Raw genomic sequence first — 25,241 nt, 5'->3', positions numbered from 1 at the left:
ATGTTGCCTGAAATGTGGGAAGACCATGAATTAAAGGACTGTGAGAAATATGTATTCAGCCTGCGCCGCCACTTTCATCGATTTCCTGAGCTGAGCGGTCAGGAGAAGGAAACCTCCGCCAAGATCGCCAGTGAACTACAAAAGATGGGGATTCGGGTACGCCAGGTCGGTCGCTTCGGAATTATCGGGGAGCTTGAGGGCGCGCTTCCAGGCAAAACCCTTGTTTTGCGCAGTGATATGGATGCTCTGCCCGTTCAGGAAAGCTCCTTCAACTTGCTGAAGGAGAAGATGGTTATCTCCGAGCGCGAAGGCGTTGCCCACATTTGCGGTCATGATGGACACATGGCTATGTTGCTGGGGGCCGCGAAGCTGCTGTCACTGCGGCAGAAGCAATTGAAGGGCCGGGTACTGTTCTGCTTCGAGGAAGGCGCAGAAAAAGTCATAGGGCTGCAAGCCATGATGGATGCACTCGCCCGGGAGCGGGTGGATGGGGCCTGGGGATTATACCTGGAATCGGCCCTGCCAACGGGCAGCTTTGTTGTCGAGGCTGGACCACGCCTGGCAGGGGCAATTGGCTTTCAAATCACCGTCTACGGCGAAGGGGGCCATGGCTCCCGCCCGGATAAAACGATTAATCCCATTGACTGCTGCGCACAAATCGTGGGAGATGTCCAAGGCATGATCGCCAGAGAGATCACCCCGTATGAAAATGTAATATTGTCCTTCGGCAAGATTGAAGGCGGAAGCACAACCAATATCATTCCAGATACCTGCACCATGTCAGGAACGATGCGGTTCTTTGATCAGAATGTTGGCTTATGTCTGCAAAGCTCCTTTGAACATTGGGTTACCCACATTGCCACGGCCCACCGTTGCCAGGTCAGCATTGATTTTTTCGGCCGGGGCATGCCTGTGGTCAATCAGCCTGCCGATGTGGCAAGAGCCCGTGAGGCTATTCGCCAAGCGGGAATAGTAGTGGACCACAACTTGAGTTTGTCGCCGCAAATGCGTTCCGATACCTTTGGTAGCTATATTGAGGATTTTACGGGTGTATTTGTATTCCTGGGCATCAATAACCCGGAGCTTGGCATGGGAGCAGATAGCTACACGCGAAAATATGATCTGGATGAGGCCTGCTTGATGCAAGGCACATTGGCCACCTTGGCTTATACCAAGCAATTCCTGGAAGAGGAATAACGACGAAAGGAAGGGGCTCGCGCATGACACAAATACCAATGGTGCAGTTGAGCAACATTCACAAGTCTTTTGGAGCAAATCATATTTTGAAGGGAGTCAGCCTACAGGTCGGCAAAGGCGAGGTCGTGGTCATTCTTGGTCCCAGTGGATCAGGCAAAACGACACTCCTCCGTACCATCAATTTTCTTGAAAAGGCCGATACCGGCAGCGTGACCGTTAATGAATTTACTGTCAAATGCCAGCACCCCCACAACCGAGATGTGTTAGCCTTACGGCGCAAAACCGCCATGGTATTTCAGAACTATAATTTGTTTCATAACAAAACGGTGGTAGAGAACGTGATGGAGGCCTTGATTACCGTCAAGAAAATGAAGCGGGACCAGGCCGAAGCCATAAGCCTGGAGGTACTCCAGAAGGTTGGGCTTAAAGAAAAAGCCGGCTTTTACCCTAATCAGATCTCTGGCGGACAGCAGCAACGCGCCGGAATTGCTCGTGCATTGGTGTTGAACCCGGATGTTATTTTGTTTGATGAGCCCACCTCTGCACTCGATCCCGAGTTGGTGGGAGAGGTGCTTGAGACCATCAAAGCCGTGGCAAGCACCGGAATCACGATGATCGTTGTCACCCATGAGATTTCATTTGCCCGTGAAGTGGCCTCCCATGTCGTTTTTATGGACGGGGGAAATATTATCGAGGAGGGCCATCCTGATGAACTGTTGACAAATCCCCAGGAAGAACGCACAAAGCAGTTCTTGAGAAGAATTACTTCTTAAGCCACTAGCGCAGATAAAAAGGAGTCAGCTATGAGCCTATTTGCAGCCTACAACGAAATTATTACCTTGTTCTTCATTATGCTGATCGGTTATGCCGTAATTAAATACCATATTGTAGCAGACACCTTTCGCAAGGATTTGAGCAACTTCCTGTTTTATGTCAGCATTCCATGCACAATGATTCACTCCATGAACCAGGAGTTCTCCCAGGCTAAGCTGCATGATGTGTTCATGATGCTTGGCATGAGTGTGGCCTTCCTAACCTTCGGCTTTGTCCTGCGCTGGGTTGGTCTCAAGCTGCTCGGTGAGAAAGATATCAAACGCAAGACCGTGTATGAATTCACCTTTATTATTACCAATTACGGCTTTATGGGCTGGCCGGTGAGCTATGCCCTGTTTGGTGACGATGGCATGTTCTATTCAGCCATTTTTGCTATTCCTATCAATATTGTCTTTTATGTTCTCGGCGGCTTTATTTTCTCCAAAATTAACGGAGACAAGCGCGGCGTCACTTGGCGGATTCTATTAACGCCACCTAACATAGCCACTTTCCTGGGCATTTTGCTGTTTTTATTTTCAGTGAAGGTTCCTCCCATCTTTCGCGGGACTATCGATCTAATGTCCGCTACCACGACGCCGCTGGCGATGGCTGTAGCCGGAATGATGCTGGCCTCCTTCAGTCTCAGAGCGGTATTTGCTAATCGCAAGGCGTTTGTATTCGCCAGCTTACGCTTGCTTGCCCTGCCTCTGCTTTTCTTTATTTTGCTCAAGGCGTTGGGCTTTAGCGGACTTGTACTGGCAATCCCCGTCATCATCGCTGCTATGCCAACTCCGCCTAACCTGACGGTATTAACAGAGCAATATCAGGCGGATTCCTATTTAGCCGCCCAGCTTATTTTTATTACGACCTTGTTATCCGTGCTCACGCTCCCCGTCATCGCCGCCATCGTTGGATTCAATCTTTAAAGCGCAGGCAGCCTGCCAACTGCAGTCATGTCACTGTCTGCACGGGGCAGGCCCTGCTTACGATTTTTAACGCAATTCTCACCCTACCCGGAGCTTTAGAAGGTCCATCTGAATATAGAAGCCGTTCTATGCACCGGGGGGAGGTGCTGATATTGTCGTTCCAGCCTTATACGGCCTCAACACCTACAACATTGATATTTATCTCTGACACGATTAATCCCGTCATTTTTTCTACCATTTGCTTCAATTTTAACTGGAGAGTTCTACAGATCAGGTGAAGAGGCACTCCAAACTGTACAACCGGATAAACCTCAATAGCAATTTCTACTTCTCTGATGTTAATCCGGACCGCCTTATAGAACTTATTTTTGTCCGTTCGCTTAATTCGTCCATCCATGAGCGCTATAATCTCTTGAGCTTCTTGAATTCCTTTGGCGGCAATTTTGGCAATGACCTGCTTGGAAATATGAACGTTGCTCTGCTTATCCTGCATCATCATAGATGCCCCTCCTTTTTATAAGACAATACTTCCTGATTTATTCAGCCGGCTGATCAAAATGCCATGACAATGCCCTTCTCATTGGCATACACCGAGCTGATTCCTCTTGTCGGTACAATAAGGATTTCATCAAAATGGAACCGGCTTCTGATCTTTTCCTTCAGCTTCTCGGCAAGTCCGGGATTGTTGCAATGGGCAATAACCATACTTTCCCCCCGGGTGTCTTTGCCGCTCTTGCCAATGGTATCCGCCAGCTTCTCAACAATTTGCTTCTGCCCGCGTACATGGGCATGCAGACCGATAGTTCCTTCTTTATCTGCCTTCATAATCAGTTTGATGTTGAGAACAGAGATTAGTTTGCCGGTGATTTTATTTAATCGTCCGTTTTTCAATAAATTATCGAAATTGTCCAACACAAAATATGTCTTCATATCATGAATAAAGTGATCGATGGTGGAGATTATTTTAGACCTTTGATGGCCCTCTTTGATTAATTTAGCCAGCTTCACGGCAATCAGCACCTCACCGGCACAGGCGCTTTTTGAATCAAATACGTGTACCTCTGCGCCCGTATCCTCTTCCTCAATCATAGATTTTCCGAGCACAGCACTTGCATATGAGCTGGACAAATTGCTGGAAATCGTAACGGCAAAGGACGATGGTGAACCTTGAAAAACTTCTTTATATAACATAGGCGAAGGAGATGCAGAGCCCACCTTGCCCTTGCAATTTTTCATTTCTTCCATAAAGCTTGGCAGATCAAGATGCTCATCATCAACAAAGCTCTTGTCTTCCAGGTTTATGGTTAGCGGTACCGTAACAATCCCCAAACTTTCACTTAGCTCCGGAGTTACATCACAACAACTATCAACTACAATTTTATGGTTCAAACGCTCCACCCCATCATTTTTGTTTCTTCCATTCAGTATAATCCATGCATACATTTTAGCAATGTTCCCTCAACTTTTTCTCAATTCTCTTTCAACGATGACTCAATTTTTCTGTAACTTTATGATTACCGCTGTACCTTTGCCTTTTTCACTCCGCAGGGACACCTTACCACCACACAATGTGACAATTCGATGAACCAACGTTAGCCCGAGTCCACTGCCCTTCACATGGTGTGATCGCTCTCCTTGATAGAACTTGTCAAAGGCATGCTTCATAACCACTTCATCCATACCGATACCCGTATCTTTTACGATGACAACAATGTGATCGCCTTCCTCATGGCATTCGATCGATAGCGTCCCATTCTGTTCGGAAAATTTAATCGCGTTATCAATCAAATTACTCCACACCCTTGCCAGCAAAGACTGACTGCCATATATATAGACTTCATCCATGTTAAGGTCTATAGTCAGATTTTTGCTCTCCCAGATGCTTTCAAAGGTTAAAAGAACACGCCGAATTTGCTCATCCAGCTGGAATCGCTCCTTCTGCAGAACGATCTCCTGATTCTCAATCTGGGATAAGGAGAGGATACTCTGCGTGAGTTCGGTCAGTCTTCCAGTATTATCTAAAATGGTTTTCACGTATTTTCTTTCTTCTTCCTTGGTCAGCGTCTCATCCTGCAACAACATAGCATAACCTTCAATGACCGAAAGAGGGGTCTTGAATTCATGTGAAACATTGCTGACAAAGTCGTTTCTTAACGTCTCTGTATTGGATAACTCGCGTAACATAAGATTAAAATTTTCCGCGATCTCTCTAATCTCATTGGCGATGCTGGCTTCCTCCAAACGCACAGTGAAGTCTCCCTTGGCCACTTTTTTGGCGGCGTCATTAATCTTTAGAATAGGACGCAGCATTTTCTTGGATACATAGGAAGAGATGAGGGTTCCGACTACAATACTCACAATAGCAATGAACATGGAGGAGGTAATGACTCCCGTTAACGGACTTTCCGTCACCCGCAGCAGAACATATATAATCAGGTAAGTAAGCGCCATCGACGCTGTAATAATAACTCCCATAATCAGGGCAAATATTTGTGAGATAGTTAGTTTGTTCTTGATCCTATTCACTTCGCTTCACCGCTTTGAATCCGAGTCCCCGAATCGTCTTGATTTCAAACGGCGCATCCTTAAACCTGTCCCGAATTCTGCTCATATGCACATCCAGGGTATGCGGACTGCTCTCTGTCTCCATCCCCCAAATCTCATCCATAAGCTGTTGCTTAGTAAATACTCTGTTGGGATCGGACAGCAGCTTGTACAATAAATAGAACTCTTTTTGAGGAATAACCATACTTTCTCCATTCAGGCTCACTGTCAGATCATCATAAAATAACTCCATGCCCTCAAATTGCAGCTTCTTCTCATTCACAATCCTCGCTCGTCTAAGCAATGCCTGAACTCGCAATATCATTTCATTAACATTAACCGGCTTGATCATATAATCATCGGTACCCGCCCGGAATCCGCTCTGTATATCCTCAAAAGCAGCCTTGGCAGTAATCATCAATACCGGCATATGATGCCCCATATCGCGTATATTTTTGACTAATTCATATCCATCTATGTTCGGCATCATAACATCCGAGATCATAAGATCAATGTATTGCTTATCCAGGATATCCAATGCTTGGGCGCCATCTTCTGCTTCAAAACAGGCATAGCCGTTCTTGGACAATACCGTGCAAAACAGTGCCCTTAAAGCCTTGTCGTCTTCAGCTACTAAAATGCTAAACATCTACACCATCTCCCAGTAAAGTTATTAACAGAATAACATGATTCATTCAAATTAGATTCAACTGATGATCAGGGAATTGGGGCCTATTCCAACGAGAAGTATGATCTGCTTACCTGTATATCTTTTTTTATAATTATGAACGATTGCAAGCAAAATTAAGCGGCCTGAGTCCAATGGAGCTTGGGACTCAGGCCGCTTAACGGATGCATTACATCGATATTAAGGCAGCATATTTTTATACGTGGTGTAGTAATGGATGGCCTGCCCACCATACCCGTCAGCGCTTGCGAAGTACGCCTCTACTTTCTCAAGCTCCTGGTTCATGTAAGCCTCGCCCTCCTCATAGAAGGTTACAAACTCCGGATCACCCGGCACCTCGTAGGTCTCTACGCCAATAACCACCTTCTTGCCAATGGCGCTTCCGTAGTCAACTTCGTTTTGCCCGTTCTGAATAATGCCATCCGGTCCTTCAGCGAAGTCACGGTAATCCATAATGGTTACATAGTCCATAACGTCCTGAACATGCTTATGCATTTCCTTGGTTATCCCGTTATGAGTGATGGAGAACGTGTCATACCAGAACGGAATATCTCCCGAGAAGGTCATGGAAGAGCCGCTGTCAGCCAGAAGCTGCTGGGACTTCGCCGCCAAATCAAGATAATCTACACTTAATTCCTGTCTATTTTCCGACCAATCGGGCAGGGTGTAAGGTTCATTATCATGATGCACACCATCAAACCGTTCATTCACGGCAGAAGCCGCATTGTAATCAATCACATCCTGCAGTCTGCCAAGCGGAATAGAGTGGTTCTCCGCACGCACCCAATCTGACTGACCATCCAAAGCTTCTACCTGCATATCGTTAGCATGAGCCTGTGCGATCAGTGCACGATAATGGCCGGGATTCGCCGTCAAATTGGTTCCCGTATTTACGTAAAGCGTGTTGATCCCTTTAGACAATGAAAAATCAATCAGTTCAGAACGTGCCGCCGAAGTAGCTATGTCAGAATACTCCCACACCCAGAGTGCATTCATCTCCCCGCCAGTGCCCTGATCAGGAGTATCTTGAGTGAGGGAAATTTCGTCGATATAGCCATATCCGCCAAGCAGATTCAACTCGAAACCTCCGTTAGTGACTAGGTTAGTACCTGCTGCATAGCTCTTCAGCGCAGGCATCACGCCAACCAGTAATAGCAATGCCACCCAAACCTTGAGTACTCTTCCAACCACGTTCGTTTTCATCCCTTCGCCTTCTTTCCTAATTTATTTGGTTCAATGGACAAAATATTTATGCAGCTCATAGCACTACTGCTTCCGCACCCTTACTGTAACAAAGAAGGGGCTTTAAATAGCTTCTGAAGCATCAGCATCGCCGAACCGTGCAAAGAACCAGCTTCTCGATAAGAAGAAGCGATCAAACGCTCTGGTGCAAATGGCAACGGGAACGGAAATTGCACGAGATTCTCACGCAGCTTATCGAAGAACATCTCTGAATCGATCATCCAGCCTTCGATCACCACTAGCTCTGGACTGATAAAATTAACAGCCGTAGCAACCAGCAGCGTCGTCACATACAAAATTTGCTTGAATATAGGCTGCAGCCATTTTTCTCCCGCTTCATATCTCCGCAATAGGTCATCCATGGAATCCGGAATCTTTACGCCTAGTGCCTTGGCCTCCTGCTTGCAGCGCTCCATAATAAAGGGGGTTGTAATGATTGTCTCGATGCTCCCGCCATTGGCGTTAATCGGAATGTGAGCAATTTCGCCAACGGCCCCCATGTATCCCGAGAAGATTTCTTTATTAAGCACCAGCCCGGAGCCAATTCCTTCGTTAATCGTCAGATACAGCAAATGGTTTCTATTCTCGCCAGCCCCCCCATGCATCTCGGCAAAGGCAGCAGCATTGGAGTCGTTAGTTACTTGAAACGGAATGTCTGGATATTTGGCGGAAAGCTCACTTTTTACATTTAGATCTTTAATTTTCAGAAAGTTAGAAAGTGTGATTACTTCGCCCGACTCATTAATAATCCCGGGAACCGCAATCCCAATCCCTTTGATTTGCTCCAGCTTGAGTCCAGGAACCCTGGCCATACAGGCCTGGATGGAGCTATCGATCTGGGCAATAATGGCCTCATTTCCCGTACCGACTTCAATCTTATACTCGGATATTTTCTCACCAATCAAATTAAACACAGCACATACTAACCAGGTATTCCCGACAGAGACGCCCAGTACGTAACCTCCATTAGGCTTAATCTGCAGGCTCATAGCTCTGCGGCCGGCGCCAACCATCGATTGCTCCCCGGCTTCCTCGACCATGTTGCTCGCAATGAGCTCCTCCACAAGACCGGATACCGTCGTGGCGCTCAGGCGAGTTATTTTCGAAATCTCCGCTCTGGACAACCGCTGCTTGCGATGCAATAAATTAAGTATGGTTGCGGTATTAATTTCCTTCATTAACTGAAGGTTACCTTTCATCGTCACAGCCATAATACCTCTTCTCTTCTTGCAATGATGCGTCTATTTTATCATATTTTTCAAAATCTAACATTTATACCGCTCAAGCTTCGCCCACGAGAATCCGGGTTAAAGCCTTTACTGAATAGTCCGAGGTTGAGCCGACCATAACCACTCCCGCATCTTCCGAAAGACAAGCTGCATCGTAAGGATTTCTTAATACCAGATGTAGTATTGGCTTGCGGGTAGCCTGCAATTGCTGAGCCAGGGTCACCTGACCGCAGAACAAATGAGCATTTAAGGTTCCTTGAATAATACAATCGTAATCCTCAGTCTGCTTGGTTAGTAGGGATATTTCTTCTGTTTGCGGGTCCAGCGAGCACGTGCTTGAGTGTACCTGAAAGCCAGCTTCATCTAATAAACGAGCGAGAATCATCTCGGAATCGCTGGAATTATCGGCTACTGTCAGCTTCTCTTGCTTCGGTAAAATTAACAGATAACGATGGTTCTTGTTCATAGGAAGCAATCCCTGTGGATCACGTTCTACAATGACTGTTCGCATGGCCAGCTTCAAAGACTCTGACTCCCATTCCTCGCGAGGAAGTGGCTTGGCTTCAAGCTGATATTGCTTAAATGCTTGATGCAGACGTCTGATTCTGGCGAGTGACTGGTCAATTCGTTCCTCCGACAGCTCACCTCGCTCGATGGCGCCGACGATCCCCGCGATTACTCGCTCCTGAAATTCAGGCGTATGGCACATCAGAATCTGGTCCACACCCGCCTTCATCGCCATGATACCAATCTCCTCAGGTGAATAATTATCCTTAATTGCCCCCATCTCCACATCATCTGTGCAGATGACCCCCTCATAGTTCAATTGCCCACGAAGCAGCTCCTGGACAAAAAAGGGACTAAGTGAAGCCGGAAGCCCCTGGGATTCAGGGATATTCGGAAAGACCAGATGCCCCAGCATGATAGAATCAATGCCAGATTGAATAGCAGCGATAAATGGCAACAGAGGCCCCTTGCCAAGCTCCTCCAACGTCAGCGGACATTCAGGCAAAACATAGTGGGAATCCCCGCTAACCTGACCATGCCCGGGAAAATGCTTGGCCGTTACTGCCACACCGGACTCATGCATGCCGCGAATAAATGCCTGACCATACTTGCCCACGGTCTCCGGGTCCTCGCCATAGGACCTGACCCCAATCACAGGGTTGTTAATATTGGTATTCACGTCCAGTACAGGAGCCCAATCCATCGGAATGCCAAGTGCATGCAATTGGCTGCCGATAATCCGTCCCTGCATATAGGCCGTTTCCGGATCACCACTGGATGCGATGGCCCGATTGCCGGGAATGTAGGGGTAGAAGGCTTTGAAATTGGATAAGCTGCCCCCTTCTTCATCCACAGAAATGTAATAAGGACCCGCCTCATTTTGCGATTCATGAAGCTGGTGAAACTCGGCAACAAGCTGTGTTACCTGTGATTCCGTGTTAATGTTATGCGGAAAAATGCCTACACCGCCAAACCCGTACGCTTGCTGCCTTCCCTGAAAGGGTGCTCCAGCCTCCAGAGAAGGCACTCCAATCACGCACAGTTTCCCTACTTTTTCTTGCAGGCTCAGCTTTACTGCAGCCATGTGTTCATTATTGACTTCCATATATGGTTACCTCCAGGCTATCTTAAATGCTTTTACTCTTTCACTGCCCCACTGGTCATCCCCGCTATGATATATTTCTGAAAAATAATAAATACCAATAGTACCGGCAGCGTCGAGATGCAGGATGCCGCCATCATGTGCACCCAGTCAATGGAATTAAAGCCCTTATACAGCGCCAAACCCAGAGGCAATGTTCTCATATGCTCGGAGTTGGTCAGAATCAGGGGAAGAATAAAGTTATTCCATGATCCGAGGAATTGCACAATAATCAGGACACCCAGCGCTGGCTTGGCCAGCGGCAGGATAATACGCCAGAATACGCCGAATTCCGTTGCACCGTCCATCTTGGCCGCCTCTATAATTTCATTGGGCAAGCCTGACATGTACTGCCTCATGAGAAATATACTCATGGGAGCGATCAGGTTCGGAATAATGAGTGCTGCGTAGGTATCGATCCAGCCCAGCTCCCTCATCAGCAGAAAGAGGGGAATCAAGGTAACCTGAAATGGAATCATCATTGTAGACAGGACTACCATGAAGAGGGCATTTTTACCGATAAATGTCAGCTTCGCAAAAGCGTATCCCACCATAGAAGCAAATAAAATGTTACCTGCCACTACAGATACGGCAATGATCGTACTGTTCAGGAAGTAGCGTCCAAACGGCCCGCTTCCCAAGACATCCACATAATTCTGTAACGTGATCTCCTTAGGGAAAATATCTGTGAAGCTCTTGATGATCATGCCATCGCCCTTTAATGACATGCTGATCATATACAGATACGGAAATATCATAATGACCAGGGGGATCAGAAGCACTACAAAGATGATGGAGGTGCGCAAGGTTGATTGCCGGTGACTCATTCTCCTACCCCCTTATTAATGCGCATCAGCCACATTTGAATAGCCGACATCGCCATAATGAAGATCATCAAGATATAGGCAATCGCCGAACCTTTCCCCAACTGCAAGCTGGAGAATGCCGTATTGTACATATACAGGACCATCGTGGTGGTTGAGTTCAGAGGGCCACCCTTGGTCATGACGTATACCTCAGAGAAAACTTGCAGTGAGTTAATCGTATTCATGACAATGACTAAAATGCTCATATGTCTTAAATGGGGCAGCGTTACATGAATAAACCGGCTCCACGGTCCCGCGCCATCAATAATGGCCGCTTCATACAAGGTGGCAGGAATCGATTGCAGGGCCGCTACATACATCAGCATATAGAAGCCTACAGACGTCCAGATCGACATAGCCATAATCGAAGGAAAGGCTGTTCGAATATCCAGCAGCCATTGCACCTTTTGAATACCAAAAGTGCCCAAAATCGAGTTCAAGATGCCGGAAGGCGCATATAGCAGCATGAACATCATGGATACGACGATCACCGAAGTCACGGTCGGCATGAAGAACGACACCCGGAAAAATATTTTGCCTGGGATGCGGCTGTTCACAGCAATGGCCAACACCATCGCCAGAATCGTCGTAATTGGAACTGTGACGGCCACGAAATACAAGGTATTCCAGAAGGCTTTGTTGAATACAGGGTCGGTTAGCGTATCCAAATAGTTCGTAATCCCCACCCAGTCTGGCTCCAGCTTGAGCAATCCGGTTTCAGTAAAGCTAAGATATAATGAGAAAATAATCGGGAACAAACTAAATACCAGAAACGATAATAGCCACGGCGATAAAAACAGGTAAGCTGTGGTGTTTTGGCGCAGCTTATTACGGCGTGCTGTGTTCATGTTATACCTCCATGGGCAAGTGATGAACGTCCCGTTGCCCTTAGAATTTTATCTTGTGAGCAATTTATTAATATTGTCGGAGGCAGTCTGTAATACTTCTGCTGCAGGAGCATGCTGCAATACAGCTTTCTCTACCGCAGTCGTAACCTCTTCAGAAATTTTTTGCCACGCCTTCAGAGAAGGTGAATTCCGGGCAGTTGCAACCTGCTTGGCAAATATAGCAATCTCCGGCTTATCCGCGAAGAATGGATCGGTTTCGATGCCTGGAAAGGCCGGAAATACGGAGGTGGAAATCTCTGTCACCTTCATTGCATTTTGCTTGCTGGTCATAAATTGCACGAATTGATAGGCTTCATCCGGATACTCTGTCTTGGCGGAGATGGACAAAATCTCTCCTCCGGAAAAGGACACCGAGTTCCCTGTCGGCGCTACCGGTATTTCCGCCACTCCCCACTTCAGATCCGGGGCATTCTTCGTTAATCCGCGCAAATTCCAGGCTCCTGAAATGAACATCCCTACATTGCCTGCCGCAAATTCCTGCCCAATTGTGCCATCTTGAGCGACAAGTGATACTTCCGACAGCTCTTGAACATATTCCAGCGCTTCGACAGCAGCCGGTTCATTTAATGCACTGGCAGTTTGGTCTTCATTCAGAAATTCCCCGCCATTGCTCCAGAGGAACATAGAGAATTGCGTCCAAGGTGTCTCCGCTTCTCCCGCTGCAATTCCAAAGCCCTTAGCGTTCGTATTTTCCGAAATTTTAGCCGCAGCCGCTTTCAGCTCTTCCCAATTCGCCGGCGCTTTCTCAGGGTCCAGACCAGCCTGCTCGAACAGCGCTTTGTTATAGAACAAAGCACGTGTCCCCAGCAGCCAAGGCACACCATAGATTTTGGAATCATAGGTTACACCGTCCCAGCCTACGTATTCGCTCTTGATGTCGGCCACCTTGTCTGACAGATCGAGCAGCACATCCTGGGAGGCGAACTGTGTAACCCAGGTGTTGCCAAGCTCTACCACATCAGGAGCCTCTTCGGCAGCAAAGCTCGTTGTGATTTTATCCAAGCCGTTATCCCAGGTGAGCTGCTGTACATCCACCTTCACACCAGGATGGGTGCTTTCAAATTCTTCAATAATCGGAGCAATGTTAATATCCGTACTGTCGTCCATCGAACCCATGAATTGCCAGAATTTAATGGTTTTCACTTCGGATGAAGTATCACCCGTTGACGGTTGAGATCCTTTGGAAGAATTATTGCCACACGCAGCTACGAAAACGATTACAAAACAAAAAAATAATGGCAAGATCGCTTTTGAACGCATTCCTGAAATGCCCCCTCGAAAATAGTAGATTGGAATCTAACCCATTTACTTACCGCCAAAAAACCGCCCGGATCCTCCTGTTCATCCAAAATATAATTATTACGTCCATTGGACTTATTAATAATATATGCGTTTTGATTTGACCTGTCAATCAGCTTTCACAACATATATCTAACATAAACATTACATAAATTGATATGGTAAAGCGGATACATTAAAATTTATGTCATATATTTGCCATCATGGAAGATGAGGGAAATTATCGTAAACTCGTTGCACTTCTGGTATATTAAACTAGTATGAATATGTTTTCATGAAAGGATGGTATCCATGACCTCCAAAAATATGCATATTATATTCGCTCTGGTCACCTCGATCCCTATAAGCATTGTAAACTTTAGTACGTATCTGAAGGGAGGCGACCCGAGCTCTGAGCAAGCTCTGCTATCTGTTATTTATGTCATTCTTTGGGCCGTTTACGGGTTTATATTAGGCAGGAAAGGGATAGGGTTCATCAGGTTCTTAACGTATTATTGGGGGATCGGGATGTCAATATATCTATTGGGTTACTTGTTACAAATAGAGTGGCTTGAGTTGCTTCCTATACTTGCCGTGTTTATTTTCGCAGGCCCTTTATCAGGATTAGAGTATTTCTATGAACTTCCGTCAGCACCAGCCATGGTGATCATAAATACACTGGTCCTTTATTCCTTTAGCCTATTTGGGCACTGGATCGGGAAAAGAATTAGAGAATTATCCGTAGCAAGAAAATAATTCAATCAGTTACGAGTATGAAAAAAACCTTCCCTAAACCCATGATCCACAACTTCAAAATTACCGAATGGGATCCTCTTATTGATCCACTCTCCCCTCGTATACCATTGAGTCCCAATTATCACCTGTAATCATCCTTTCATAGACGATTCGGATATATCGAATTCAGGAGAGATTTACGCTTTGGATAGCTTGCGCTTCTGGTATAGAACTAATCCTGCCAAAAAATAGAGGAGTGTGAGCACAACCATCATGAAAACCTCAAATTGGATCTCGTAGAAGCCGGCTCCGTAATTCAATATTTTATTAAAGGCATTCACCGTATGCGTAAGCGGCAAAATGTCCGTCAGCCCCAATGAATGCCCAAGGATGGAGAGCATATTCAACTTCGGCAGCGGGAACATCGCGCCTGAAAAGAACATGAGGATAAAGAATGGAAAACAGCCCACGGTTAACACATCAAAAACCGTATTCAGGAAGCTTGCCACTACCAGACTTACGGAAACCATCGAAAGGCTGGAAAGGATGCCAATCAGAAGAACAGGCCCGAAATTCCCTGCCGGACTGTAGCCCAGCCCCAATGCAGTCCAATAAGAAAGAACAAGCGCACCTACAGCGATAATGGCTTGCACCATACCAATAGCCGTAAGGAAATGAACGGCTCCGAGACGGCTCAGCTTCAGCCGGATCAGTGTTTTTTTATCGTTCTCCTTCACAATGGATGCGGATGCGGTAAACAAGATCATTAAGATGGCCAAAGCCAGCAACCCCGGAACATAACCGTCAAACTCATTTAAGGGAAGTTGTTTCTCCAAAAAGGTTTCGGTTATCGAAGCGGGAAGTGTAATTTGGGCGGCCGCGATCCCTTGTTTATTCACCTCATCAGCGGCCATGACTGCCGCAACGGGATATCGCAGATTATTCATGCTCCCGTAAAAATGGACTTCCGACGGGACAATCGCTTTCTTTGAGATGGCATCGGCATGGCTTTTGGAATAATCGCTAGGAATAACCATTCCAATATCGATTGTTTTCTCTTTTACTTGCGCCTCCAATTCAGGAAGCTCGGTGATAGGGCTGAAATCGAATATATTCTCGCCATTCTGTCCCTTCTTCTCTTGGATCATTTCAACCAGTTCAGTCGCCGGTTTGCCACCATCGAGATTAAGAACTCCGATAGGGTATGTAGTCGGCTCTCCCCCATAAAACAAGTACATGATCAGCAGAAAAAACGGAGAAAAAAACAGCACCATCACAAGTACTTTCCAGTCCCGAATATTTTCTTTCCATGACTTGATTGCAGCCGCTATCAGTTTCATTCCCGAAGCCCCCTTCCTGTCATAGAAATAAATGCGTCTTCAAGCGTCCGCTTGCGGATCGTCATATCCACCATCTGGATACGAAATGCTTTTAATGTCTGGTTAACGATGGGAATGTGCTCAACCACATGGCTTGCGCCAAGCAATAAAAGACCGTCTACCAGCTTTTTTTCTGTGAATACGGGCGGAAAGGCTTCCAGCAGTTTATCGGTTTGCCCCGCGGGTATTCCGCTGAGTCTGACCTGTAAAATATCTCCCTTGCCTGATTTTTCTTTAAGTCTTTCAGGCGTGTCGATCTGGAGTATTTTCCCATGGTCAATAATAGCTACTCGATTGGATAGTCGATCAGCTTCATCCATGTCATGCGTCGTAAGGAGTACACTTTTCTGTTGGGCCGCCAGTTGTCTGATAAAGTCTCGCACAAGAACACGGCTCTGCGGATCAAGCCCTGCCTGAGGCTCATCCAGGATGATCAGGTCCGGATCATGGACAAGCGCAAGCGCGATATTCAGCCTTCTTTGCATGCCTCCGGAAAGAGTCCCGGCAAGCTTATTCCTTTTATCTGTAAGTCCAAGGGCTTCCAGCAGGTACCCTGCCCTTTTGCCGGCCTCTTTTGGAGCTAATCCATAGGACATCCCGGCAAATTTCAACTGTTCGGAACAGGTCAGTTTCTCCCAGATCACAATGTCCTGAGGACATAATCCGATCATCCCTTTAACCTGAGGATAGTGTGCCGATATCGAAATTCCGCCATAAGCCACGTTTCCGGCATCCGCTTTCAACAGTCCGCACAGCATACTGATCGTCGTCGTTTTGCCGGCGCCATTTGGGCCAAGCAATCCGAACACCTCTCCTCTAAATACCGAAAAGCTTACCTGATCCACGACCCGTGCGCTTCCGTAGGATTTGCTTAGCCCGTCCACAGAAAGAAATATTTCCTTCTCCATGCTCTCTCCCCTTTTTAAGGATATTCCAGTACCTAACCTGCTACAGATTCAAATCACTTGTACTTTTTGTTGGGCTTCCGTTTGATTTGTAGCAGCTTTTCCATATCAGGAAATAAAGAAGTATTGGTCAGCTCAAACATCATCCATTTGGGCAATCCACCTTTCATAAAGAGCCTCCTTGTATATCGACGTGTTAGATGATATCGCCGCCCTCATTGTGTTACCCCAAAGTTGTACGACCAAGCACCTTCTTGACCGGCCACACCGCAGTTGGATAAATGAACGCTGTCTGATTTCGGCTTTCTCCTCTTATCTTCTTGTGGCCAAATGATAGAGAAGCCCACTAGAAGAGCGATGCACTTAGTTCTTTGCATGATCTTCAATCAGGTACGCAAAAAAACTTATTGTATTCCCGTCAGGGTCATTAACCAGAAATGACCTTACACCCCAAGGCTTATCCGTTGGTGGAGAGTTCACACTTATATCAAGGTCAATTACTCTCTGATATTCAACATCCACATCATCAACAGCGTATATTAAAGCTAAATTTTTGGTTGAAGAAGCATTTTCATCAGTCAGCTTAAAAATAACAAGTTGAGCATCATAAAAACGAAAATCGACTCCACCGTCTACATCCGGTTCTTGTTGAAAAATTTTCTGATAAAAATTAACAAGCTCTGTCGCGTTATGAGTCTGAATACAAGCTCCATGAAGTTTCATCTCTGTTCCTCCATTTGTTTTATATGATGCCGCAAAGTCGCCATATTCAAAAATGTCGCTATTTTTTATCATTGCTTGTTTCGCCCGATAGTGGAACCACAGCTCCTTGTTACGGAGCGGGGCAAATAATTTTGGCCGCAAACAAAGCTTCAAATGTATTGGCCGCCCCTCCATGCTCCACAATCTTTCCGTTTAGTACCTTGTCAATATTGACTCCGGTAATACACAACTTCTTGCCAGAAGGCTTCATGCCGAGCCACTCGCCTTGATGTGTTCCTTCCATTATAAATTCAGAAATGACGTAATCACCGTCACAATATTGAGCCGTAATGAGCATTTTTAAATCAGGATAGGTCTGCCTTACTTCAATCATGTGTTGCTTCATGCCCTCGATCCCAACCGGAATGATTTTTTCCCCTGTTCTAATCACACACTGGTCTGATACATAATGAGGAACTTCATCCATCAAATGCTCAGATGTAATCGACTCATAAAAAAACCTTACTTTTTCCACATGGTCCATATTAGTTGCTCCTTTCACATTCATTTCCGCTGAGTAAGGACAGCTATACCAAAAGGATGAAGCAGGATGAAAGGAGTGAAGAACTCCTCAGGCTCTATATCCAGCTCAGGGAAGAGCATGGTGTACAGGAAGGCCAGAGAAATGCTCGCCCCCGCAGACTTCTTGTCCGCCATCAGCAATCGGGCCAGGTCCTTATTGACAATGGCTTTCATATTGGCAACCCATTTCCGCATAGCATATTTCCCCCTCCATTACAAATTAACAATCGATCCGGTTGTTACAATCCAGTCCTGCTTGATAAGCTCAATGGCTCTTGGGCTGAGTATGCTTTCATGCGGCTCTGTGATTTCTCTGACATCGTCCTCAAACCATTCCATGGCTTGCAGGAGGTTATCTCTGACCATCACCAAATCTTCTGTACAGCCATATTTCATCAAATGCTTTTGTTTAGTTTCATCTATATAATGCAGCTTGCTGGCCGAGCCGCCCCAGGTGATTTGATCATATGCCGTCAACAGCAAAGAGCTATGCGTATCCATCAAAATGCGCAGGACCCCGTTTAACTTAAAAAAGTCTTGGCGCGCAAAATATTTGGCTGACATCTGCACATGAAACCAATAAGTTGTAATCAGCCTCCGAATGTCATCTTTCCACAAATGCCCCTTGACTCCCAAATCCGCCAACGCATGCACACTGCCATCCCGATCAAAGACGATATCCTTTGCTTGCAACTCGGTGTAATGAATCCGGCACATATAGTCGTCTATCTTTCCTTTGTTTAATAGGAACACATCATACTGAAACAAATGCTCCTTCTGTCGCAAAATATAGCCATAGTTTTTGATGGCCTGGCTGTTAAAATCCTCCGGCCAACAAAGAATGACTTCATCACACACGTCTTCAAGCATAACGGTGAGTTTTTCATCTACCGCCGTATAAGCGCCTTCTTTCACGAGAAAAACAATGTCGATATCGGAATGATCGTCCGTTGTCCCATGAGCGGCAGAGCCAAAATACCATGCTCCCAGCACACCTTGTTGAGCTTTCATGGCTGTTATGAATGCGTTATGTACAGATTGAAGTTCGTTTAACATCGCATATCCTCTCCATTTGCTCAGTCAATCTCCCAGCTTCATCTTACTCACTCTCCACAATGTTATCCTTTTCACAACTATCATTTCGCCTGTTCGGTCATCAGTTCCCATCGCATGCCGAACTTGTCAATGAGGGATACGAAGCAACTGCTGTATGAAGCGGTCTGCTGCAATGATTAGGCCCCATGCTGAATATGTAAAAAGAAAAGTACAAATTACAAAACCAACTAATCTGCGTTTATCAAGTACCATTTCTCATCTCCTTGGCCAGTTTGCGCTTCAACCTCCGCTAACCCCAGTATTGCTGTTTTCACGCTCCTCACCCACTTACTTTCCAAACTTCGACTTTTCATAATTAAACGGTATACTCGTCCCGACCACGACATCCTCAATTCTATCGATCATAAGCCAATCGTCCATGTTCCCTTGATGATCAAAGGCAAGCGGCGGCTCTATGTTCTGCACCTCTTCAAATTCAACGAGACATAAACACTTCTTATGCCAACGCTCCTTTTGCTTTTCGGATAAGTTCAGTTTGCCCTGATTATTGTTCAGCGTTTTTACAATTTCGTCTTCTGTCAGCTTCACATAGTTTTGAACGGATTTAACGATGGCGGAGGCAGAAATTAACGCCGAACCCTTCTCCATAAAATAAAGAGCCTCGCCCTCAAACACCCGGCTATGCGGTATTTTGCGCCCGGCAGCTCCTCTCACAACCATCGTTTTGGTTCCCGCTAAAATTCGATCTAAAACCCGCTCTCCCTTTTTGCCTGTATGATCGCAATAGACTAAATGTACCATGTTTCCTTTCACCGCTTTCTCGTTTTTAATCGCATTGGTAGCAGCACCGTTCCATCCTTCTTCAACATCTCATATGCTCTTTTCACTTCATCTTCACTATCAAAATTGATCCCGTAGCTCATGGTGGGGCGTGACGCTTTTAAGGAGGATGCGAGCATCACATCAACAAAGGCGTCATTATGTGATTCACTGACAGCAAATATTTCTTGTCCGTCTTTAAGTAATGCCGCATGCATAAATGTACCATCCGGAAACTTCTCATGATAACCCAAGGTTATCCCAAGCACCACAAAAGAAATCAAGGCAATAGCCCATAAATCTACGTCTGTTTTTCGCTGTTCCAACGATAAATCCTTCTTGGGTTTATTGCTCATCATAAGAAAACATCATATTCGCTTTCCCGGAATATGTTAATTGGACGCATTTCAAGAAGCCTCTTGAACGTAATCTGAGGATTTTTTATTAAAAACTGTTGAACCATTCTGTATCCGATCGCATACCCGGCACACCACGGTATGCCCGAATGATGATCGCCAAACATATATTTGCCATAATCAACGTCTTGTTCCAGCACTATCTTTGAATAATGATTTTTCCAAAGAGACTGTTCCAAGTCATACGACATGTCAAACAGCCATTTAGGTTTTAAGTGGGGATAGACAGACAAGGCAAAGCTGTCAGCTTCTCCGTCAATCAGCAAAGAATTAACAAATTGGTTTTCCAACTGGCCTCCGTAAATCGCATACCAGTAATTTCCCCAAACGGTGTGATGATACTCGTGTGCAAAAACATACGGTATCCACTGAAGAAAGCTATCAGCCAATGGATTGATATTTATCAGCATATGTCCAAAGGTTGAGCTGCCTATGATGCCGTTTTGAAATTTGTTCACAGTAGAATTATCATCAGACAAAGGATATAGAGCTACACATATAGGATCGTCATCATAATTGGGTAATAAATCCGCAACCTTCTGAAATTCGTCTTTCAGCTTGGCAAGATCGATAGGGTTCAGTAAATCAATCTGCTTTTTCAGTGTTGCAATATCTGTAATTGGCTTTGGTTTCCTGTCAGATAAATCGTGCGGCGCATATTGGCATAGCGTTTCCCAATAAGGGTCGATTGCATATTTGCTCCACAGTGCCTCCACCGTATCTACCCTGTTTTCAACGTCTGTGATGTAAGCATCGAGGTATTTGTATACAGGTATAATTTCTATATTCATGTCCCTCTCCTTTATATATAGACTACACTTCATGTCTTTTATCATTTAGGGTTCAACTCGATATATTTCTTCCCTAATAAGGTTGTCGCCCAGTCATATAAGTCTGCCGTTTCATACTTCCGATACACATGCTCTTGCGCAACGATCATTAACAAATAAAGATCGTACCAAAGAATTCTTCGATTTTCCTCCTCTGTCAGCTGTCCCATTCCGTAGCCTCTCAAAAAGTCAGGCGATTGCGCGTAGGATCTGAATCCAACCTCCATCAGCGGGTCGCCCCACAGGCATCGTTCCCAATCTATTAATCCTGTAATCTTCCCATCTTCAATAAAAATATTGCCATCCCATATATCCCAATGAACTAAACGCGGAGTTGCGACATCGCTAAACAAGCCTTTATCCCTGTCCAGCGACTCCAATAGCTCGCGCGAAGAGAGCGTAAGATCAATGCTTTCCTTTTCTGCATCCATCAAGACGGCTTTCAGCATTTCACAAAACACTTCATACCAGTTTTCGCCTTGAAGTCTCTGTAGGCCAGGATATCCAAAGAAAGCGTTTGTAATTTGGTTAATTTCTTTAGTCAGTGAACCTACCGAAGCATAAATATCGTTTACCTCGTGCGGGGTCAATCCTGATTTCCTGGAAGACAAGCTTTCTCCTTTTAACTTTTCCATGAAAAAATAGGGCGCACTACACCATTCACAGGAAGGATCATAAAATTCGACCCTCGGTACGGGAACATGGGTCTTCTGTGTAACCAATCGCATTGAACGCACTTCGGACTCCATGATATTCTGTTCGTAGGTCATGACCGTGACTTCAGGATGAGGCGCTATCTTGAGAATACTTGCTGTCCCATCATCGAAAGAAACCTCGTAGGCGATATTAAAATATCCTTCCGTCAACTCTTGCAGATGATCTAGCTTCCTGTCTGGAAACGCGTGTTGAATCAACTTCTCAAGTGCAGCTTTACTTTGTGTGTTTTTGGTTAAATACACCTAATCCCCACCCTTTGTCAATGATGTTATCATTCCATTTTCACCTAGCTTAACTCCAGTATAGTTTCAAAGCAGAGAAAAACATATTTACCCACTTTAGACCTTTACTATCTCCGGTTTACTTTTTTTATGCTTATTTCATTGGGGGAAGAAGATGAACTTAAATCATTCGTTTAACAAGATCCTGCAGCTTTCGGATCAGGAAGAGAAGATGCGAATTGACCGTCCTTTGGTTGAGTTAATGGAGGAGGAGTATCAATTAAACGACAACATGAAGCATCTTATTGAGGATCAACAATATGTGTTTCCTTCATTGAATCAAGATCACGCTACACCCGATATGTTAATCCGAACGCAAGATACGATCAGCGCTAAGAAGCATCACTATTCTACGGCGCCTTATTTTCATCGGCACGATTTTATCGAAATTATCTATGTCTACAAAGGCCATTGTTATCAATATATTGAATCGCAGGATCAGCTCATGATTCTGAATGAAGGAGAATTATTTATTCTTAACCAGAATGTGCTGCACGCATTGTATCAGCCAAATCCCGAAGACATCATCATCAAGATGATTATTCCCCCTAGGTACTTAGGGTTTGAATTTGGTGAACGTCAGGAGTTTCAGGACTCCATGCTTGATTTTTTAACCAAATCAGTGATGAAAAGGAGTTTATCCTACCACTATTTGCATTTTCGTACGGCGTCAAATCCGTTAATCAGAACTTTTGTTGAGAGAATAGTAACTGAATACTATCAAAAGCCAAATTATTTTGAAGATGCCATGTGCTGCTATTTGAAGCTGTTATTTATTGAACTTAGCAGAAGTAATTCCATCCTAAACAGTGTGCATTTTGATATAAAAACGAAACGATTACAACAGGATCAACTGCTGAATTATGTAAGAGAAAATATGCAAACCATTACCCTGGACCAATTGGCTAATGAATTTTCATATAATAAATGTTACCTTAGCCGTTTAATCTCCGAGGAATTTGGAGAAAGCTTTCAGAAAATAGTAAGAGAGATACGGATGGAAGAAATCGAGACCTTAATCCGATATACGAATCTATCCATTGAACAAATTGCTGATCGGGTAGGGTATAAAAATGCCGTCGTCATCTATAAAATGATCCGCGAAAAATATAATATGACTCCAACCGAATTTCGAAAGAATCGATGATATTGGTTACTTTAGTCATTAAGCAAGTTCTGGGGTACCCCTGCTCGTTGATTGAAGTAAGTGTTGTAACCTTAAGCTCTTTAATCATCAAATCCGCCTGGTTTTCAATCTCGGCTATTCTTGCCTTCTGAATCTCTGATGCCTTCATGAATCTCACCCTTTTTTTCTTTGACTGGAATTAAGAGATCAAGCTGAAAGCCTTCGCCTTGCGGGTCAGGAAGATACACGCGATTCACATAATTCAAAGATTCTTCAAGCCAGCCGAACATGTTTTCAGAGTCCCGGCTGCCAGCATACTCGTATTTTTCGCTATCTCTAACCCAGCTTGCAAGCCGATCCCATGCTTCAAAGTGACCAAACGGAATCATGTACGCGGCATATAATCCCCCGTTAAAGCGTTTCCTTACCAAAGGCTCCGGCACTTCCATATCCTCCGGGATGGTAACCCACATTTCGTAACCATGATAATTGGTTTCGTCGACCGGATTCGGGGCATTGAATCCATAATGACGCAAATCAGGTTTGATTTTTGGCAAAGCATGCTCTAACACAAACTTATCTATCATTCGTGAGACCGTGCTTTCCGGTTCATCTCCCTCATATTGATAGGCAGCCACAACAGCAGGCGGCAGGTAAATAATCCGCACATCCCGATCACTAAGTCTATCTAAATTTTCACTTGCCTGATTTAAATCCTCCAATATTTTCTCCTCCTTCATATGATGATTTATGTTAGAAAGGGGTGCAGCGATCGGCAGTATATCGGTATTTTCCAAAAGCTCTGTCATCAGACAGATGCCTGATTTTTCGCGAAGCTCATCCACGAATTTGTTTAAAATGGAACGAATGGTTGATAATGAGGCGATTTCGATATTGATAGCGTGAATGTTCTGAATAAGGATATTTGTTGCATAAACAGCATCCGGGTTAGCCAATAGCATGCCTATTTGTTTCAAAGAGAGGCGCAATTTACGTAGAATAAGGATTTGATTTATGCGCGTACAAGCTTCTGCATCGTATACCCGGTATGAGTAGCCCTGAATTCTTTGACTTTGAATCAGACCCAGTTGTTCATAATAGCGCAGCATACGGGTGGAAATCCCAAACGATTTTGTAACCTGTGTTATCGTCTTTAAATGGCTCATGCCTGATCTCCTTTCTCATACAGATCATAAAGTGCGACACGACGTCAATGTCAAGGGATTCAATTGTGCTTCGTGTAGTACATCACAGCGGTTACAATTGAAACAAGAACCATCGCAGCATTTGCGGCAATGGTTCCCGTCCAAGTCATAGTCACGGCGCCAAAGATGGAGGATGCCGCATTGGTCAGGTGCTTCTAACGATTATGACTTCCGCACCGGTCTGATATACTTAAAAAACCGCTCCGGATCATGATACATGTAAATGATTCTGCCGGGGGAAGCATCCAGGCAGTAGCCGGTGCTTGCAAAATCAAAAGTTGCCATTGTTTGTTCAAGCCTTTCCTCCACACTGCGATTTTCCTGCTCATAATCGAACGGCCCATGCTCAAAAACAATATACTCCGCCTCGGGAACATCCATCATCAGCATTTGTGGCGGTACTTCGCCTTGAAAATCCAAAGGAAGTCGCACACCATAGCACTCTGTACGCGGAATCCCCCAATCGCAGAGTCTGCCGTCCGGGTCTATGATGTACGCCATAATCTGACCGCTGCCGCTGTTCGTTTCACTCCCGCCATCGTCATCCAATTTACCCTTGATGCTATCGAGCAAGCCGCAAATGGTTTCGCAGTCCTCGCCGGGAATAAGACTTTGCTTTTGCCAAAAATCCCAATACCCATTACTCTCACCATTTTTGATATGCAAAAATTTGTGCGCGGGGATGGTTACAAAATAAACGTTAACACCATCGGTTGATTTGATCATTCCAATCTCTCCCAATCCGAAAAAGTAGCGGTCAAAAGGGGTGACTTTTGTGCGAAGAACGACCGGCTTGGGCTGTTTTCGGTATTCGCTTGGAGTTACGCCATAGGCTCCCTTGAAGGCCCTGGTAAAAGCCTCATGGGAGGAAAAGCCATAATCAAAGGCAATATCCAGAATACTTTTTTCACAATCCCGAACCTCTTTTAGCGCAAAAGCTAGTTTTCTAAGCCGCAGATAATCCCTGAATGGCATACCCGATATTTCCTTGAACTTTCTCGTCGTATGAAATTCAGAATAACCTAACTTGCGAGCAAGCAGCTTTAGCGTTATGGCTTCACCGTTATGACGTTTAATACACTCGTCAATTTCATCAACGACGATTTGAATTTGCTTATGCCACTCGTACATTCGTCTAATCACCTCGTT

Annotated in this window: 26 protein-coding genes; 4 read left to right on the top strand and 22 right to left on the bottom strand. The window is 45.2% G+C overall.

The window, feature by feature from the left end:
* The 3 genes from C557_RS0111730 to C557_RS0111720 are packed head-to-tail and all read left to right on the top strand — an operon-like array spanning position 1 to position 2,936.
* Positions 1-1,197 (top strand): M20 metallopeptidase family protein, encoded by a 1,197-nt coding sequence (locus C557_RS0111730; RefSeq protein ID WP_018752059.1) that lies wholly within the window; start codon positions 1-3, stop codon positions 1,195-1,197.
* Positions 1,198-1,235: 38 nt separating this feature from the next.
* Positions 1,236-1,970, top strand: coding sequence for an amino acid ABC transporter ATP-binding protein (locus C557_RS0111725; protein ID WP_026263434.1), 735 nt, complete (start codon positions 1,236-1,238; stop codon positions 1,968-1,970).
* Between the two features lie 30 nt (positions 1,971-2,000).
* Positions 2,001-2,936: an AEC family transporter gene (locus C557_RS0111720; RefSeq protein WP_018752057.1), complete on the top strand. Its 936-nt coding sequence runs from the start codon at positions 2,001-2,003 to the stop codon at positions 2,934-2,936.
* Between the two features lie 166 nt (positions 2,937-3,102).
* Here C557_RS0111720 and C557_RS23425 read toward each other — a convergent pair whose 3' ends face one another.
* The 20 genes from C557_RS23425 to C557_RS0111610 form a co-directional block, all read right to left on the bottom strand.
* A complete protein-coding gene (locus C557_RS23425; RefSeq protein ID WP_018752056.1) occupies positions 3,103-3,435 on the bottom strand; it encodes an Asp23/Gls24 family envelope stress response protein in 333 nt (110 codons plus the stop codon).
* A gap of 53 nt (positions 3,436-3,488) precedes the next feature.
* Positions 3,489-4,379: a DegV family protein gene (locus tag C557_RS0111710; protein ID WP_018752055.1), complete on the bottom strand. Its 891-nt coding sequence runs from the start codon at positions 4,377-4,379 to the stop codon at positions 3,489-3,491.
* Positions 4,380-4,427: 48 nt separating this feature from the next.
* Positions 4,428-5,462: a HAMP domain-containing sensor histidine kinase gene (locus C557_RS0111705; RefSeq protein ID WP_205621616.1), complete on the bottom strand. Its 1,035-nt coding sequence runs from the start codon at positions 5,460-5,462 to the stop codon at positions 4,428-4,430.
* The gene (locus C557_RS0111700) at positions 5,455-6,129 is read right to left on the bottom strand and encodes a response regulator transcription factor (RefSeq protein ID WP_018752053.1); all 675 of its coding nucleotides are present in this window, start codon (positions 6,127-6,129) and stop codon (positions 5,455-5,457) included. Before C557_RS0111700 ends, C557_RS0111705 begins: the two co-directional genes overlap by 8 nt.
* Before the next feature lie 219 nt (positions 6,130-6,348).
* On the bottom strand, positions 6,349-7,371 hold the full coding sequence (locus tag C557_RS0111695) for a hypothetical protein (RefSeq protein ID WP_018752052.1): 1,023 nt from the start codon (positions 7,369-7,371) through the stop codon (positions 6,349-6,351).
* Positions 7,372-7,451: 80 nt separating this feature from the next.
* On the bottom strand, positions 7,452-8,621 hold the full coding sequence (locus tag C557_RS0111690) for an ROK family transcriptional regulator (protein ID WP_018752051.1): 1,170 nt from the start codon (positions 8,619-8,621) through the stop codon (positions 7,452-7,454).
* 70 nt (positions 8,622-8,691) lie between these two features.
* Positions 8,692-10,251, bottom strand: a complete 1,560-nt coding sequence (locus C557_RS0111685) for a glycoside hydrolase family 3 N-terminal domain-containing protein (RefSeq protein WP_018752050.1) — start codon at positions 10,249-10,251, stop codon at positions 8,692-8,694.
* Positions 10,252-10,283: 32 nt separating this feature from the next.
* A complete protein-coding gene (locus tag C557_RS0111680) occupies positions 10,284-11,114 on the bottom strand; it encodes a carbohydrate ABC transporter permease (protein WP_018752049.1) in 831 nt (276 codons plus the stop codon).
* Positions 11,111-12,001: a carbohydrate ABC transporter permease gene (locus C557_RS0111675; RefSeq protein WP_018752048.1), complete on the bottom strand. Its 891-nt coding sequence runs from the start codon at positions 11,999-12,001 to the stop codon at positions 11,111-11,113. The genes C557_RS0111680 and C557_RS0111675 overlap by 4 nt, the downstream gene beginning before the upstream one ends.
* A 48-nt stretch (positions 12,002-12,049) precedes the next feature.
* On the bottom strand, positions 12,050-13,204 hold the full coding sequence (locus tag C557_RS23420) for a sugar ABC transporter substrate-binding protein (protein ID WP_169338226.1): 1,155 nt from the start codon (positions 13,202-13,204) through the stop codon (positions 12,050-12,052).
* A 1,067-nt stretch (positions 13,205-14,271) separates the two neighbouring features.
* The gene (locus C557_RS0111660) at positions 14,272-15,414 is read right to left on the bottom strand and encodes an ABC transporter permease (RefSeq protein ID WP_018752045.1); all 1,143 of its coding nucleotides are present in this window, start codon (positions 15,412-15,414) and stop codon (positions 14,272-14,274) included.
* The gene (locus C557_RS0111655) at positions 15,411-16,361 is read right to left on the bottom strand and encodes an ABC transporter ATP-binding protein (protein ID WP_018752044.1); all 951 of its coding nucleotides are present in this window, start codon (positions 16,359-16,361) and stop codon (positions 15,411-15,413) included. Before C557_RS0111655 ends, C557_RS0111660 begins: the two co-directional genes overlap by 4 nt.
* Before the next feature lie 360 nt (positions 16,362-16,721).
* Positions 16,722-17,153 (bottom strand): VOC family protein, encoded by a 432-nt coding sequence (locus C557_RS0111645; protein ID WP_018752042.1) that lies wholly within the window; start codon positions 17,151-17,153, stop codon positions 16,722-16,724.
* Positions 17,154-17,190: 37 nt separating this feature from the next.
* Positions 17,191-17,604: an ester cyclase gene (locus C557_RS0111640; protein WP_018752041.1), complete on the bottom strand. Its 414-nt coding sequence runs from the start codon at positions 17,602-17,604 to the stop codon at positions 17,191-17,193.
* A 20-nt stretch (positions 17,605-17,624) separates the two neighbouring features.
* Positions 17,625-17,837: a hypothetical protein gene (locus C557_RS0111635; RefSeq protein ID WP_018752040.1), complete on the bottom strand. Its 213-nt coding sequence runs from the start codon at positions 17,835-17,837 to the stop codon at positions 17,625-17,627.
* Positions 17,838-17,855: 18 nt separating this feature from the next.
* Positions 17,856-18,698, bottom strand: a complete 843-nt coding sequence (locus C557_RS24180) for a nucleotidyltransferase domain-containing protein (RefSeq protein WP_018752039.1) — start codon at positions 18,696-18,698, stop codon at positions 17,856-17,858.
* 327 nt (positions 18,699-19,025) lie between these two features.
* A complete protein-coding gene (locus tag C557_RS0111625) occupies positions 19,026-19,499 on the bottom strand; it encodes a hypothetical protein (RefSeq protein WP_018752038.1) in 474 nt (157 codons plus the stop codon).
* Positions 19,500-19,507: 8 nt separating this feature from the next.
* Positions 19,508-19,876, bottom strand: coding sequence for a VOC family protein (locus C557_RS23410; RefSeq protein ID WP_018752037.1), 369 nt, complete (start codon positions 19,874-19,876; stop codon positions 19,508-19,510).
* Entirely contained in the window at positions 19,873-20,724 is an 852-nt protein-coding gene (locus C557_RS0111615; protein ID WP_169338224.1) for a DUF2268 domain-containing putative Zn-dependent protease, read from the bottom strand. The genes C557_RS23410 and C557_RS0111615 overlap by 4 nt, the downstream gene beginning before the upstream one ends.
* A gap of 41 nt (positions 20,725-20,765) precedes the next feature.
* On the bottom strand, positions 20,766-21,722 hold the full coding sequence (locus tag C557_RS0111610; protein ID WP_018752035.1) for a phosphotransferase family protein: 957 nt from the start codon (positions 21,720-21,722) through the stop codon (positions 20,766-20,768).
* A 154-nt stretch (positions 21,723-21,876) separates the two neighbouring features.
* Here C557_RS0111610 and C557_RS0111605 point away from each other — a divergent pair, with 154 nt between their 5' ends.
* The gene (locus tag C557_RS0111605; protein ID WP_018752034.1) at positions 21,877-22,908 is read left to right on the top strand and encodes a helix-turn-helix transcriptional regulator; all 1,032 of its coding nucleotides are present in this window, start codon (positions 21,877-21,879) and stop codon (positions 22,906-22,908) included.
* A gap of 104 nt (positions 22,909-23,012) precedes the next feature.
* Here C557_RS0111605 and C557_RS0111600 read toward each other — a convergent pair whose 3' ends face one another.
* Positions 23,013-24,053, bottom strand: coding sequence for a MerR family transcriptional regulator (locus C557_RS0111600; RefSeq protein ID WP_018752033.1), 1,041 nt, complete (start codon positions 24,051-24,053; stop codon positions 23,013-23,015).
* A gap of 201 nt (positions 24,054-24,254) precedes the next feature.
* Entirely contained in the window at positions 24,255-25,235 is a 981-nt protein-coding gene (locus tag C557_RS0111595; protein ID WP_240472956.1) for a helix-turn-helix transcriptional regulator, read from the bottom strand.
* Between the last annotated feature and the right edge of the window lie 6 nt (positions 25,236-25,241).

Origin of the sequence: Paenibacillus sanguinis 2301083 = DSM 16941, assembly GCF_000374825.1 — a bacterium.
GTDB classification, from domain to species: Bacteria; Bacillota; Bacilli; order Paenibacillales; family Paenibacillaceae; genus Fontibacillus; species Fontibacillus sanguinis.
Note: the sequence above shows the minus strand (reverse complement) of the source record. Positions and strands in the feature narration are given on the sequence as shown.

What these genes read in the sequence shown, in the direction of transcription:
- C557_RS0111730 (WP_018752059.1), top strand. Translation starts at nt 1, where the DNA reads ATGTTGCCTGAAATGTGGGAAGACCATGAATTAAAGGACTGTGAGAAA.
- C557_RS0111725 (WP_026263434.1), top strand. Translation starts at nt 1,236, where the DNA reads ATGGTGCAGTTGAGCAACATTCACAAGTCTTTTGGAGCAAATCATATT.
- C557_RS0111720 (WP_018752057.1), top strand. Translation starts at nt 2,001, where the DNA reads ATGAGCCTATTTGCAGCCTACAACGAAATTATTACCTTGTTCTTCATT.
- C557_RS23425 (WP_018752056.1), bottom strand. Translation starts at nt 3,435, where the DNA reads ATGATGATGCAGGATAAGCAGAGCAACGTTCATATTTCCAAGCAGGTC.
- C557_RS0111710 (WP_018752055.1), bottom strand. Translation starts at nt 4,379, where the DNA reads ATGTATGCATGGATTATACTGAATGGAAGAAACAAAAATGATGGGGTG.
- C557_RS0111700 (WP_018752053.1), bottom strand. Translation starts at nt 6,129, where the DNA reads ATGTTTAGCATTTTAGTAGCTGAAGACGACAAGGCTTTAAGGGCACTG.
- C557_RS0111695 (WP_018752052.1), bottom strand. Translation starts at nt 7,371, where the DNA reads ATGAAAACGAACGTGGTTGGAAGAGTACTCAAGGTTTGGGTGGCATTG.
- C557_RS0111690 (WP_018752051.1), bottom strand. Translation starts at nt 8,621, where the DNA reads ATGGCTGTGACGATGAAAGGTAACCTTCAGTTAATGAAGGAAATTAAT.
- C557_RS0111685 (WP_018752050.1), bottom strand. Translation starts at nt 10,251, where the DNA reads ATGGAAGTCAATAATGAACACATGGCTGCAGTAAAGCTGAGCCTGCAA.
- C557_RS0111680 (WP_018752049.1), bottom strand. Translation starts at nt 11,114, where the DNA reads ATGAGTCACCGGCAATCAACCTTGCGCACCTCCATCATCTTTGTAGTG.
- C557_RS0111675 (WP_018752048.1), bottom strand. Translation starts at nt 12,001, where the DNA reads ATGAACACAGCACGCCGTAATAAGCTGCGCCAAAACACCACAGCTTAC.
- C557_RS0111660 (WP_018752045.1), bottom strand. Translation starts at nt 15,414, where the DNA reads ATGAAACTGATAGCGGCTGCAATCAAGTCATGGAAAGAAAATATTCGG.
- C557_RS0111655 (WP_018752044.1), bottom strand. Translation starts at nt 16,361, where the DNA reads ATGGAGAAGGAAATATTTCTTTCTGTGGACGGGCTAAGCAAATCCTAC.
- C557_RS0111645 (WP_018752042.1), bottom strand. Translation starts at nt 17,153, where the DNA reads ATGATAAAAAATAGCGACATTTTTGAATATGGCGACTTTGCGGCATCA.
- C557_RS0111640 (WP_018752041.1), bottom strand. Translation starts at nt 17,604, where the DNA reads ATGGACCATGTGGAAAAAGTAAGGTTTTTTTATGAGTCGATTACATCT.
- C557_RS0111635 (WP_018752040.1), bottom strand. Translation starts at nt 17,837, where the DNA reads ATGCGGAAATGGGTTGCCAATATGAAAGCCATTGTCAATAAGGACCTG.
- C557_RS24180 (WP_018752039.1), bottom strand. Translation starts at nt 18,698, where the DNA reads ATGTTAAACGAACTTCAATCTGTACATAACGCATTCATAACAGCCATG.
- C557_RS0111625 (WP_018752038.1), bottom strand. Translation starts at nt 19,499, where the DNA reads ATGGTACATTTAGTCTATTGCGATCATACAGGCAAAAAGGGAGAGCGG.
- C557_RS23410 (WP_018752037.1), bottom strand. Translation starts at nt 19,876, where the DNA reads ATGATGAGCAATAAACCCAAGAAGGATTTATCGTTGGAACAGCGAAAA.
- C557_RS0111615 (WP_169338224.1), bottom strand. Translation starts at nt 20,724, where the DNA reads ATGAATATAGAAATTATACCTGTATACAAATACCTCGATGCTTACATC.
- C557_RS0111605 (WP_018752034.1), top strand. Translation starts at nt 21,877, where the DNA reads ATGAACTTAAATCATTCGTTTAACAAGATCCTGCAGCTTTCGGATCAG.
- C557_RS0111600 (WP_018752033.1), bottom strand. Translation starts at nt 24,053, where the DNA reads ATGAGCCATTTAAAGACGATAACACAGGTTACAAAATCGTTTGGGATT.